General features: G+C 47.2%; 14 protein-coding genes. 2 read left to right on the top strand and 12 right to left on the bottom strand.

All coding sequences use genetic code 11. The features are described from left to right. Positions 1 to 58: 58 nt before the first annotated feature. The 8 genes from JHC35_RS01670 to JHC35_RS01635 all read right to left on the bottom strand — a co-directional run bounded on the left by JHC35_RS01670 (position 59) and on the right by JHC35_RS01635 (position 8578). A complete protein-coding gene (locus JHC35_RS01670; protein ID WP_295041647.1) occupies positions 59 to 1522 on the bottom strand; it encodes a PhoH family protein in 1464 nt (487 codons plus the stop codon). A gap of 58 nt (positions 1523 to 1580) precedes the next feature. Then, positions 1581 to 2654 carry a chorismate synthase gene (aroC, locus tag JHC35_RS01665; RefSeq protein ID WP_295041646.1) on the bottom strand — a complete coding sequence of 358 codons (1074 nt, stop codon included), beginning with the start codon at positions 2652 to 2654 and terminating at the stop codon, positions 1581 to 1583. Then, a complete protein-coding gene (rnc, locus tag JHC35_RS01660) occupies positions 2651 to 3331 on the bottom strand; it encodes a ribonuclease III (RefSeq protein WP_295041645.1) in 681 nt (226 codons plus the stop codon). Before rnc ends, aroC begins: the two co-directional genes overlap by 4 nt. Before the next feature lie 127 nt (positions 3332 to 3458). Then, on the bottom strand, positions 3459 to 3890 hold the full coding sequence (gene rnhA, locus JHC35_RS01655; RefSeq protein WP_295041644.1) for a ribonuclease HI: 432 nt from the start codon (positions 3888 to 3890) through the stop codon (positions 3459 to 3461). Further along, positions 3865 to 4908 carry a tetratricopeptide repeat protein gene (locus JHC35_RS01650; RefSeq protein ID WP_295041643.1) on the bottom strand — a complete coding sequence of 348 codons (1044 nt, stop codon included), beginning with the start codon at positions 4906 to 4908 and terminating at the stop codon, positions 3865 to 3867. The genes rnhA and JHC35_RS01650 overlap by 26 nt, the downstream gene beginning before the upstream one ends. A 7-nt stretch (positions 4909 to 4915) precedes the next feature. Next, a complete protein-coding gene (locus JHC35_RS01645) occupies positions 4916 to 5419 on the bottom strand; it encodes a hypothetical protein (protein WP_295041642.1) in 504 nt (167 codons plus the stop codon). Further along, the gene (gene recJ / locus JHC35_RS01640) at positions 5371 to 6966 is read right to left on the bottom strand and encodes a single-stranded-DNA-specific exonuclease RecJ (protein WP_295041641.1); all 1596 of its coding nucleotides are present in this window, start codon (positions 6964 to 6966) and stop codon (positions 5371 to 5373) included. The genes JHC35_RS01645 and recJ overlap by 49 nt, the downstream gene beginning before the upstream one ends. Next, entirely contained in the window at positions 6950 to 8578 is a 1629-nt protein-coding gene (locus tag JHC35_RS01635; RefSeq protein ID WP_295041640.1) for a CTP synthase, read from the bottom strand. Before JHC35_RS01635 ends, recJ begins: the two co-directional genes overlap by 17 nt. A 143-nt stretch (positions 8579 to 8721) precedes the next feature. Between JHC35_RS01635 and JHC35_RS01630 the strand changes: the two genes are divergently transcribed. Beyond that, positions 8722 to 10332 carry a cation:proton antiporter gene (locus tag JHC35_RS01630; protein ID WP_295041639.1) on the top strand — a complete coding sequence of 537 codons (1611 nt, stop codon included), beginning with the start codon at positions 8722 to 8724 and terminating at the stop codon, positions 10330 to 10332. Here the strand turns inward: JHC35_RS01630 and JHC35_RS01625 are convergent. Genes JHC35_RS01625 through secG form a run of 4 tightly spaced genes read right to left on the bottom strand, consistent with a single transcriptional unit; the run spans position 10327 to position 12146 of the window. After that, on the bottom strand, positions 10327 to 10644 hold the full coding sequence (locus tag JHC35_RS01625; RefSeq protein ID WP_295041638.1) for a hypothetical protein: 318 nt from the start codon (positions 10642 to 10644) through the stop codon (positions 10327 to 10329). The genes JHC35_RS01630 and JHC35_RS01625 overlap by 6 nt on opposite strands. Then, positions 10644 to 11252, bottom strand: coding sequence for an orotate phosphoribosyltransferase (pyrE, locus tag JHC35_RS01620; protein ID WP_295041637.1), 609 nt, complete (start codon positions 11250 to 11252; stop codon positions 10644 to 10646). Before pyrE ends, JHC35_RS01625 begins: the two co-directional genes overlap by 1 nt. A 2-nt stretch (positions 11253 to 11254) precedes the next feature. Further along, the gene (gene frr, locus JHC35_RS01615; RefSeq protein ID WP_295041636.1) at positions 11255 to 11812 is read right to left on the bottom strand and encodes a ribosome recycling factor; all 558 of its coding nucleotides are present in this window, start codon (positions 11810 to 11812) and stop codon (positions 11255 to 11257) included. Between the two features lie 16 nt (positions 11813 to 11828). Further along, entirely contained in the window at positions 11829 to 12146 is a 318-nt protein-coding gene (secG, locus tag JHC35_RS01610) for a preprotein translocase subunit SecG (protein ID WP_295041635.1), read from the bottom strand. A gap of 245 nt (positions 12147 to 12391) precedes the next feature. On the opposite strand from secG, the gene JHC35_RS01605 reads away from it, so the two are divergent. Beyond that, positions 12392 to 12789, top strand: a 398-nt coding sequence (locus JHC35_RS01605; RefSeq protein WP_295041634.1) for a zinc ABC transporter substrate-binding protein, incomplete at its 3' end; no start/stop codon positions are given.

The following is a 12789-nucleotide window of genomic DNA, read 5'->3' as shown; positions in this document are numbered from 1 at the left end:
GCGTTCTTGGATCACGGTATGCTCTTTTGATACTTTTCTCGCTAAAGAGAAAAGTATGCTAAAAGTTCTTATCAAACCAATCCGCAACTTGAGAGCGTATCGTATGCCTCAACTGAATCCCTGCGATAAAATTATTATGCTGCGCTTTGTTGAGTAAGCTGACAAGGGCATTACGTCGTTTGGAGAGGAACGGATGGTCGATTTGACCGGGGTCTCCCATCACGACAAGGCGTGTTTCATCCCCCATCCGTGTACCGATGAGTTTTAGGGTGGCATTGGTCATATTTTGCGCTTCATCGATGATGACAAACTTGCGGGAGATCGTCGTACCGCGAAGATGGGCGATATCCATCGTCTCGATATTGTATTTTTTCATAAACACTTCGGTGGCATTTTCCCGTTTGACCGAGTTGGTGTTGCCGGTGTACTCGACACGGGCGTCAATGGAGCGTTTGCTTTGGTGTTCGATGGTGAAATTAACCGCAGAATAGAGCGGATACATGAAAAAGCTTAGTTTTTGTTCTTCATCCCCTTTGCGGAAACCGAGTTCTGCCGCCTGATCGTTCGAGGTAACGGTATTACGGGCATAGACGATCCCCTCTACAATCCCCTCTTCAACCAATTCCAACCCTGCCTGAAGCGCGACGAGCGTTTTACCCGATCCTGTAGAGCCGGAAACTACCGTCACGTAGTTCTGTGGGTGGGTCATCATCGCGTAATAAAATTTTTGCTCCAAATTTAGCGGGCGTACCAGTTCATCGTTGAAATGTTCTCCGAATCGGCGGTCAAAATCGCACCATTCGATTTGGTTGTTAAAACAAAACGCATGGCGTTGGATCCCTGTTTCGTACATCTCTGATGAGCTGCTGAGCGCTTTTTGGACGAAGGTGAGTTGATCGAAGTTGTGGTGTTCGACATCGTTTGGAAGGGAAGGGGTCTTTTCATACTCGTAGGTGTAGGTAAAGTCGATTTGCTCCGGTGCCTCGACGCTGCTGTTGCGGATGCTTTGGGTGCGGATACCGCGGATTTCTGCAGCAATGCGAAATGACATATCATTGGAGAGGAGAGTGAGATCATAATCGTCGGCGATCTCTCCGATTTTCGCATCATTGATCCCCTTGGGTTCGGTAAACGTATGGGAGATGCGGTAATGTTCACGATGGATAATAAACAGATCAATGAGGTTTGCTTCTCCCCCATGCAATGATCGGTCGAAATTGAGTGAAAGGCGGTAATATCGGTCATTTTTGCACTCTTCGACATTGACGTGTTCTTGAACGCATTTGGGAAGTTCGATGAAGCTGATCGGTTCCCCCCATGCGGCGTCGGCAAGACGGAAAAACTCACGCGCCTGAAACCCTGCTTCGGAGCGCATATCATCTTTTTTGCTGTTAAGTTCGGCTAAAACAACGTTGGTGATGGCGACACCGTTATGGTTTTCGTCGCTGATTCGTAAAATGTTGGTTGGATCATCAAGGATAACAGAGGTATCGAGAAGGTAGCAGTTTTGTACGCTTGCCACAGAAAAACCTTTTGGATGAGATGATCTATGGTAGCGAAAATAATCTTAAGTGAGACACTTATCGGTAGTAGTTGAGTACCCCACTCATCGTGCGTCCCATGTTGAGTAGCACCATATCGGCTATGACGAGTGCCGCCATCGATTCGGCAACGACCGAGCCGCGTACGGCGACGCATGGGTCATGTCGCCCTTTGAGAGAGACGTGGACGGTTTCGTTATCGGTATTGACACTCTCCTGATCGATAAAGATCGATGGGGTTGGTTTAAAATGGATACGTATCAAAACATCATCACCGTTACTCATGCCGCCTAAAATTCCCCCTGCATGGTTCGATTTAAATCCCTTTGGGGTGATCGGATCGTTGTTTTGGCTTGCAAGGAGTTGGGCACTGTGAATCCCCTCACCGATTTCGACCGCTTTGACGGCATTGATCCCCATCATCGCTTCGGCCAATACGGCATCGAGTTTGTAATAAAGCCCTTCGCCTAAGCCGATCGGCAGACCGCTGATTTTCACCGTTGCCACCCCGCCGACGGAATCATGGGCGTTTTTGGCATCCAAGATGGCTGCTTTTTGAGCCTCTTCGACACTTGGATCGAGGGCATAAATCGGACTGTTTTTGGGATAGTTAAAATCCAGAGAGTGTGCTTCGATGCCGTGAATCGAACTGATACCGCTCTCACACTCGATTCCCAAAGAACGGAGCATCAGTTTGGCTACCGCACCCCCTGCGACACGTGCCGCCGTTTCGCGTGCGCTTGAGCGTCCGCCCCCGCGATAGTCGCGAAGACCGTATTTGTGAAAGTAGGTAAAATCAGCATGTCCCGGACGGAAAATGTCTTTGACATTGCTGTAATCACCGCTTTTTTGATCGGTGTTATAGATTACCATCATGATCGGCGTACCGGTACTGAGTCCCTCGAAAACGCCGCTGAGGATTTCGACTTGATCGGCCTCTTTACGGGCGGTGGCAAACTCGTTTTGACCCGGACGGCGGCGATCAAGCTCACTTTGAATATATGCTTCATCGATTGCTAAACCGGCAGGAACTCCATCCAGTACGCATCCGATCGCTTTGCCGTGCGATTCACCAAATGTCGTTATTGTAAAACGTTCTCCAAATCGATTCATTTGAGCTCCTTGCTTAACATTTCCAATGCGATTTGCGCCGCTTCCTGCTGCGCTTGTTTTTTACTTTTGCCGCAGGCTGAAGCGTATCGCTTGCCGTCGATAATAACGGCAACCTCAAACTCTTTTTTGTGATCCGGTCCGTGTTCGGCTATCAACTGATATTCGGGAGTAGTGCCGTAATGGGCTTGTGTTAGCTCTTGGAGTGAAGTCTTGTAATCTTTGAAGAGCGAATCCAAAGAGATATCGGGGTGGACCTGTTCGAGCAGAGTGATGGTAATCTCTTGTACTTTGTGTAAACCGGTTTCGAGATAGATCGCCCCCATAATGGCTTCGAATGCGTTTGAAAGGAGTGAGCTTTTGCTGCGGCCGTTGTTGTTCTCTTCGGCATTAGAGAGATAGATGTATTCACCCAAGCCGATATGGTTGGCTAAAGAGGTAAATCCCCCCTCGTTGACGAGAGATGCTCTCATTTTGGAGAGTTTTCCCTCATCATAGGTGCGAAATTTTTTGTAGAGGTATTCACCGACGATAAGATCGAGTACCGCATCCCCCAAAAACTCCAAGCGCTCATTATTGTAGGGCTGTTTGTAGCTTTTATGCGTCAGCGCTTCAATAAGGAGCTCTTTGTTTTGAAAGGTGTACCCTAAGCGTTCCTGCAGGGTGGTTAAGTTGTCCATTATGGTTGTATTCCTTTTTTAAATTTTTCCGCTTTCATCATTTTAACACGGATCGGGAGCAAAGCCTCCAATCCTACGCTAACGCTGAGTTCTCTTCGGCAGAGAGCCCACGCACGCTTGTGTGCTTTTATTTCAACCCGCTTTTATACTTTTCCGCCTCTTCTTTGGCGATAACGTCACACCGTTCGTTTTCGGGATGACCGTTGTGTCCGCGTACCCATACGCCGTGTATCTGATGCGGTTGGGAGACGCGTAGGTACTCTTGCCACAAATCGGGGTTTTTGACTTTGGCGAAGTTGCGTTTGACCCATCCCTCCAGCCATTCGTTGATCCCTTTGATCACGTAGGATGAATCGGAGATGATCGTGACGTCGCAGGGCTCTTTGAGGGCTCGTAGCCCCTCGATCACCCCCAAAAGTTCCATACGGTTATTGGTGGTATGTGCTTCTCCGCCGCTGATGATCCGCTCTTTATCTCCGTATCGGAGTATCGCACCGTATCCTCCCGGACCGGGGTTGCCCAGTGCCGAACCGTCACTGAAGAGAGTTATTTTCTTCAAAACGCTCCTTTGAAAGATTCATGATGCTCTGAACGCTATCGATGGCATGACAATGCGGACAGCGGTGAAACGGCAAAAACGAAATTTGGTTGCATTGATGACATGTGTATTCAAATTGCAAGGTCGATTTTGCCACACCGCAGCGGTGAAGGGCGATAAGAATATCGAGCTCGAAAATCGAGCTCCCTTCCGCCAGATTGAGTGATCCTCTCGCACTGAAAAGCTCACGCAGATAGGTGTTGCTTGAAATTATATCCAAATCCAAATGATCATCACTCACGCGCCATAAAACATCGCTGAGACGCTCGCTCAGGGACTGGTCGAAATGTTTCCATCCGTCCATCGGTCGATAAGTGAAAAGCCATTCGAAAATCATATAGCCCAAACGGCGGTGCTGTTCATAAAACGTAATGAGTCGAGAAGCTTTTTCATCAAGTCCTATCCGATGATCGCTGAGGAGGCGTCGGCACTCCAAATAGAGTTTTTCGGTGAGGGTATCGGTGCTGATCTCTTCGAGGGACTCCATCACTTCGAGAGCTTTATCGTATTGCTGGAGCTGTTCGTAAATGAGGATCAAAAAATGAAGTGCCTGCGGAGTACGGGGTGCATTACTCAAAACTTGGAGAAAAGTTTGGCGGGAGCGTTCCAAAAAACCTGCTTTGAAAAAACTTTTTCCGAGTAACAACAGAGCATCTTTTTGGAAGATGGGATCACGGTTTTTGGCAAGGAGCGCATGGTAAATTTCGACACTTTTTTCATAATTGCCCTGATGCTCAAAACTTTGTGCCAGCAGGAGCCACGATTCGCTGGTGATAGAGTTTGTCTGAACCTGTTCGGCAAGCTTGTCTCCCTTGCCTATCGATTCGAATTTTCCTAAAAACGATTCGAGATCACGATGCTCCTGAGCACTTTTGTACCGTCCCCACCAGTAACTCAAAAAAGAGAGGACAAAGAGGAGAACAAAAAAGACAACGATACCGAAGAGCGGGTCGCGAAATTCAATAAAAAATGTATCCATAGAGATATTATAGCCGTGAAAAGGTTATTTCGAGGATAGTTCGATTGGCTGGATTGATACGGTAATGAACAGAGGGCTCATTTTTCGATATACACTCTGGTCCATCGCAGCGAATTTGATCGTTTTGCGGAAGAGGTTCCCCTAATCCTATCCCCTGTTTATTCTTGATGAGGTTGGAATTAATATAGATTGCGGCTATTTTCTTGCCTGATTCATCGGAGACGATTTGCGCGATCGGATGAGTGCCCCGTTTCATTTGGAGAATGACGCTGTTGCGATCGGAAGAGACCTGAGAGAGCTTGTCAAATTCGAAACCGCTCAAGAGGGTATTGACCTGATTGATCGGGGTATCGGGATGAATCGCTCCCAGACCCTCTTCGCTGATGGTGAGCGGATAGGGCAAGTGTGTATCGACGGAGCCGCATCCGATGAACAAGAGGGGGATGATGAAAAAACGGTAGATCAAAATACCCGCTCCACCATAAGCTGGATCGAAACGCGTCCGTTCCACTCATTTTTGTTGACCGTATAGCTGCAGGAGATTTTTTTGTTTTCAGGATACTCCAGCGTTCGTCGAAAGGCGATAAGCTCCATTGTTTTGGGGCTGAGCGCTTTGGGACGCAGCTCGATACGGCTGTGGGACTGATCGCTTCCGAACAATCTGACGTTGACAACATCCGCCTCGCGTATGAGAAATTTCGGGCGGGGATTTCCCTCGCCGTAAGGTTCAAACCGCTCCAGTAGCTCTAAGAGCTGAAAATTGATCATTTCGTGTTCCAACTCTCCGACAACGTCACTGTGAGGGATAAAATCTTCGGGAGGGATAGAGCGTGCCACATCATTGATCCCTTGACGGAATGGATCAACATTTTCATACTCCAAGGACAATCCGGCAGCCATTTTATGTCCTCCGAATTTAGCTAAAAGAGCCTCTTGGGATTTAATCAGAGAATAGAGGTCGACATTGCCGATGCTCCGTCCGGATCCTTTGGCAATCCCGTTATGGATGCTCAGGACGATGGCAGGTTTTTGAAAATGGGTGACCAACCGTGATGCGACGATGCCGACAACCCCTTCATGCCAGTTTTTTCCCGCAACGACGATAACCCTATCGGAGGGGTTCACAAGCTCCATCGCTTCGGCGGTGGTTTGTGCTTCGGTCTCTTTACGCAGTGTATTGAGCGCACTTAGGAGTTCGAATTGGTGGTAGGCTTTTTCGGTGGTATCGGCTAATAAAAAATCCAGTGCGATTGAAGCATCTTCGAGTCGTCCGGCCGAGTTGATACGCGGGGCGATTTGAAACGCGATGTCTTCTGAAGAGATGGTGGAACGGTTCAAAAAATCGCGGATCATTTCAAATGCCGGAAGATTGGAGCGGTTCATCATTTCCAATCCTGTTTTGACAATAGCGCGGTTGATTCCCACCAACGGCATCACATCGGCGATGATGGCGAGAGATAAAAAAGGGAAAAATTGGCGCATGTCGATGGAGAGGCCGAGCTCTTGTTTGAGCATCCCCATGAGAAGCCAGCCGACTTGTGCCCCGCATATCTCTTTGAACGGATAGGAACATCCCGTTTGTTTCGGATTGATGATGGCATACGCATCAGGGAGGGTGTCTCCGGGGGTATGATGATCGGTGATGATCAGATCAATCCCTCTACTCTTGCAAACTTCGGCGGCTTCGAGGGCATTGATTCCGTTGTCAACGGTAAAAATGACTTTTGCATCGAGTCGTTCCAAAACGGTTTTTGAGACACCGTATCCATCGCTAAAACGGTTGGGAATCGCAGTTGTGAGAGGATAATTGATGAGATCAAAAAAACGTTTGACGATAGCGGTAGAGGTGACGCCGTCAACATCATAATCCCCCACCAGAGCGATTTTTTCGCCGTTGCGAATGGCATCGGCTAAGCGCTTGGATCCTTTGAGGGCATCTTTGAGAAGGCTCGGATGGGGAATATCGGAGAGTTTTTCACTTTGCGCTTCAAATCGGCGTGTTAAAAAACTCTCTAAAAGTGCGTAATCGAGGAGCGGAACCTCAGGCAGGATTGGCATGAGCGAACGTTGCTTTGACAAAGCCGAGGATTGAGGCATTCGGCGTTTGGAGGCGTGAGGTGAATTCAGGGTGGAACTGTACCCCTAAAAACCACGGGTGAGACGGGATTTCAACCGCTTCGATAAGTCCGTGAGATTCACCGGTGACAATCATTCCCGCTTTTTCAAGTGCATCGCGATAGGTTGGATTGGCTTCGTAGCGGTGGCGGTGGCGCTCAAAAATCAATGCTTCATTGTTATATGCCGCACGAAGTTTTGAACCCTCTTTTGTTTCACACGGGTATTCGCCCAAACGGAGTGTTCCTCCCATCGGTGAGTGGTGGGTGCGAAGCTGAGTTTCACCCGATTGGTCGATGAAATTGTCGATCAAGTAAATCATCGGATGGGTCGTTGATGGATTAAATTCGATCGAGTTGGCATCTTCGTATCCGAGGACATTTCGTGCGTATTCAACGATGGAGAGCTGCATTCCCAAACAGATGCCCAAATACGGAATATTGTTTTCGCGCGCATATTGGATGGCTTGGATTTTTCCTTCGACACCGCGATTTCCGAAACCGCCGGCTACAAGTACCGAATCACAGTCGCGCAACAGTGCTTCGGCTCCCTGTGTTTCGATTTTCTCACTGTCAACCCAATGGATCGCTACGCGGGTATCGAGATGAGCCCCTGAGTGAATGAGTGCTTCGATGAGCGATTTGTACGACTCTTTGAGTTCCAAATATTTACCGACAAAACCGATCGTGACATGGTGTTTTGGAGAGACGATTTTTTTGACCAGCGAATCCCATTGTTCCATGTCCGGTTTGAGCTCACCCAATTCGAGTTCTTTGGCAATCGGAGTAAGGATGTTTTGGTTTAAGAAGCTGAGCGGTACCGCATAAATCGTTTGCTCGTCGGTTGCTTCGATGATACTGTCAGAGCTCACGTCACACGCAAGGGCAAGTTTCTTTTTAAAGGTTTTCGGCAAGCGCTCTTCGCTACGAGCGATGATCATTTGCGGAGTGATACCGATACGGCGAAGCTCTTGGACCGAATGCTGTGTCGGTTTGCTTTTGTGCTCCCCTGCGGCTTTGATGAACGGAATGAGGGTGACGTGGATGAAAAATGTCCCCTCAACCTCGTCGTCGTGTTTCATCATGCGGATCGCTTCCATGTACGGTAACCCTTCGATGTCTCCGACGGTTCCGCCAAGTTCGACGACGAGGATCTCATGCCCTTCACCCGCTTTTTTGATACGGTCGACGATTTCACCGACGATATGCGGAACAACTTGGATCGTTTGTCCCAAATATCCGCCGCTGCGTTCGCGCTCGATGACCGAGCTATAGACTTGACCGGTTGTAAAGTTGCTGGTTCTCAGAAACGATGTATCGAGAAAACGCTCATAGTTTCCGATGTCGAGATCGGTTTCCGCTCCGTCTTTGGTGACGAATACTTCACCGTGCTCCAAGGGACTCATGGTTCCGGGGTCGACGTTAATATACGGGTCGATTTTGAGCATCCCGACTTGCTTGCCGGCATGTTTGAGCAGTGCGCCGATACTCGCTGCGGTGATCCCTTTGCCGAGTGAGCTGAGTACCCCTCCGGTCACAAAAATATACTTGGTCATACGTTCATCCTTATCAAACTGAATCCGAAAATGGGGTTGAATGGGCGCTCTGACCCAAAATAGAGCTGTTTTTTAGTACTCTTCTTAAGGAACGTATTATATACTTTGAAGCCTTATAAAAATGTTTGAAAAATCGGAAATTTATGGAATCTGCTCTTTATTATGTCACTGTCGCATTGGGGTTTTCAATTGTTGTCAATCTTGTTTTGAAACGGTTTGGAATCTCACAGATTATCGGATATATTTTGACTGGCGTGACGGTAGCATACGCGTTCGATTTGCGTCACATGGCCGATTCGCATACATTGTCGATGATTGCCGAATTCGGAGTCGTGTTTTTGATGTTCACGATCGGTCTAGAAGTCTCGTTGCAGCGGCTATCCACGATGAAAAAAGATGTCTTTTTCAATGGAGGGTTGCAGGTTATTATGTCGTCGATCCTTTTTTTTACGGTGGCATACGGTGCTTTGGATATTTCGATTGAAACGGCATTGATTACCTCTATGGCATTATCCCTCTCGTCAACAGCTGTGGTATTGACCTATCTCAAATCGACCAAAGAGATCGCTCGTCCGTACGGACAAAAGGCGACCGGAATTTTGATTTTTCAAGATATTGCCGTCATTCCGATTTTGATTTTGATCGGATTTCTAAGTTCGGACGGTAAAAACATTGCGGACGTTTTGATGCAGACGGCATTGAGTGCGGTTTTGATTATCGGGTCGCTCTTTATCGTCGGAAAACGGGTGATGACGTGGCTGCTCCATTTCTCTTCCAGCAGCGAAGTGGATGAGCTTTTCATGGGATCGGTTCTGGTTATCGTCGTCGCTTCCTCGCTGCTTGCGTCGTTTGCGGGGTTTACCTACTCTCTTGGGGCATTCGTTGCGGGGATGATTATCGCTGAAACCCGCTACCATCACAAAGTGGAAGCCGATATTGCACCGTTTAAAGATCTCCTGCTGGGGACTTTTTTTGTGACGGTCGGGATGAAGATCGATTTGGGGATGCTTGTCCACCATTTTTTTGAAATATTGATCTTTTTGAGCATCATCATGTTGATCAAAGCGGCGGTGATGTTTGGTATCATTCGGATTTATTCGCAGAGCAAAATAGCCTTTAAAACGGCAGTAGCCCTTTCTCAAGTGGGAGAGTTTTCATTCGCTATTTTCGCGCTAGCGGGAAATAACAATCTGATCCCTGATGAATTATCACAGCTATTGGTTCTTGTCGTCGTATTGTCGATCATCGTCACGCCGTTTATTTTGACCTATCTATCGACGATCAGCAGCTATTTTTTCAAAGACGTCAGCGTGACCGAAACCTTTGTGATGTTGCCGGGACGTAAAAATCATATCATCGTCTGCGGATACGGGGTTGTCGGAAAATTTGTTGCCAAAGCCCTCCGTGCCGAAGGGGTTGATTATGTTGTTGTCGATAACAGCTATAAGCATGTCGAAGAGGCGCTTAAAGACGGTCAAGAGGTCTATTTCGGAGACATGTCCAAGAGTACTATTTTAGACAAGCTTTGTACCAAAGATTCGGTGAGCGTTATCATCACTCTCGATAATCTGGAGAAAAAGCGGTTGATCTGTGAGGCGATTCTCCGATATGCTCCCCATGTCAAATTGGTCGTCAAGGTTGTGAGTTTGGAAGAGAAACGGGAGCTGCGCGGATTACCGATTTCGATTACGATTGACGGGAAAAAAGAGGTGGCTGCCCGCTTGGTAAGCGAGGCGTTGCGCTGTGAACTATGAGTGGCTCGGCTGTTCGGCAACAAGCCACTGGAGATAGCGGATTGACCAATCGAGATCTTCGAGCGCCATATCAATCTCTTCCACCGGCTCAGTGAGATGGGTTTTGAGCTCTTTGACCCGTTGTTTGAGGTATTGGGCCATTGAGTAATAGGTATTGAGCGAGGTATCGTCTTGCACTTTGATAATCAAATCCTCTAACGTATTAACCAACTCTTTTTCATTCGGGAAAATATTTCCCGCTTTGCGAATCGTCCGTTGCACCTTTTGCAGGTGGGGCATATCAACTTTGAAATTATCGGGATTGGTAGCCATCAGTTACCTCTCGACCCCGGCTTGATCGCTTCGCTTCCATCCGCACAGAGTGGACAGTTGTCCGGTGCATACATCTCAAAATTGAAATCAGCCAGAGCAAACAGCGGTTTATTCGATGGGAGGGCACAGTTGGATTTGCGCTCCAACTCAGACCCTTCGCGCTTGCAGAATCCGCGATTGGCGAGTGCCGCGAAACCGACCACTTCACCGCCGAGTGCTTCGATCGCTTTGGCCGCTTCCATGGCTGAACCGCCGGTGGTGATGATGTCTTCGCAGATGAGGACTTTTTCGCCCGGAGTGATCTCAAATCCACGGCGGATTTTCATCTCACCGTTAACCCGCTCTGCGAAAATAGAGCGTTTGTCCAATGCGGTTGCGAGCGCAAATCCTGCAATCAATCCACCCAGTGCCGGAGCACAGACGGTATCAATTTTGATACCGTTTTCTTGGATTTTAAGGGCGAGCGCATCGGCAAGAAGTTTTGCTGTTTTCGGATCTTCGAGTACTTTTGCCGATTGAAGGTAGTACTGCGAATGGTTTCCGGAACTGAGTTTGAAATGCCCCTCCAACATCGCGTTGGCGTTCATATAAATTGCTTTAATATCCATCATTACACCGTTAGGAGTTCTTGCTCTTTGTTTTTGAGCAATTCATCAATTTTTGCGGTAAATTTATCGGTAATTTTTTGCACTTTGTCTTGAGCGCCTTTTGATTCGTCTTGGGTAATCAATTTGTCTTTTTCGAGAACTTTGATTTTGTCGTTCGCTTTTTTACGATCATTGCGAACGCCTACTTTTGCATCTTCCGCCATCCCTTTGGCTTTTTTCGCCGATTCTTGACGTTGTTCAACGGTCATCGGAGGGAAAAAGAGCTTGATGTCGGTTCCGTTGTTGTTCGGATTGACGCCGATGTCGGCTTTTTGGATCGCTTTTTCAATAACGCTGAGCATCGATTTATCCCACGGAGAGATGGTGATTGTCGTCGCATCGGTTGCCAAAACGCTTGCTGCTTGCTCCAACGGAACCATTGAACCGTAGCTTTCAACACGGATGTTGTCGAGGATTTTAGTCGTTACTTTTCCGGTACGCAATGTACGGAAATCGCTGAGCATGTGATCAACGCTTCCTTGCATTTTTTCTTCACAAAATTGATACACTTCATTTAGCATGATAATCTCCTTTGGCTTATTTAGTGGCGTTGGTATCGTTTACGATATTGATCGTCGGTGCGGCAACGTCGGTTTTTTCGATCATCGCATCAACTACCGATTTGTTTTTTTGCTGTGCGTAGAAATAGCTGAGAGCCACAGTGTTGATGATAAAAACGAACCCGAGGAAAAAGGTTATTTTCGCCAAGAAGCTTCCCGGCCCTTTTGCACCGAAAACCGATTCGTTTGAACCGCTGTATGCGCCCAAACCGATGCTTGAGCTTTTTTGTAGAAGTACCGCAATCGTGATCATAACGACCAAAGCGATTTGTACGATGAGCAGTATACCTGTCATATTAATCCTTGATTTTTAAAAAAGTTCGCGATTATAGCATAGTGTTCATAAGAGAGGAATGAAGCTCCTTTTTAAACGAGTAGCACTAAAATACCTTTTTATTACCTGAGGAGAGGATATGTGCAAAAACTGTTCGCCAAAAAGAAAATTAGGTCTTTTTATAGCGATTGTGATCTCCTCTATTGCTTATTATTACTCGTATTCGTAAAATAAGTTACATCATTTTTTGAAAGAGAGATAACACTATGGACACAAGGCGTTTAATTGTTTTTGGCGGTGTCATTACCGCAATCGTCATCGGAATGACCTTCTTTTCACCGAAACTTCAAAAAAAAGAGGGTTTTTCTGAAAGTAAACCAACCGTTTCTGTTAGTACCTTTTCGCTTTTAGAATCGGCTCACGCGGTTGCAGGAGACGCTCTTGATATCAACATGATTGTACCGTTGGGGAATGATCCGCATATGTTTTCTCCCAATCCGAATCAAGTGGCGGAGATTTCAAAATCGTCTTTATTTATCTATAACGGTGCAGGGTTTGAAACATGGGCAGAGAGTTTGAAAAATACGTTGCCGAAAACGATCCGAGTAATTGATATGTCTCAACATGTTGCCTTGCAAAAAAATGAAGAAGAGCATCACGATGA

The sequence above is a fragment of the Sulfuricurvum sp. genome, assembly GCF_022759005.1.
Taxonomy (GTDB): Bacteria; Campylobacterota; Campylobacteria; order Campylobacterales; family Sulfurimonadaceae; genus Sulfuricurvum.
This window is presented reverse-complemented; position numbering and strand designations above follow the sequence as displayed.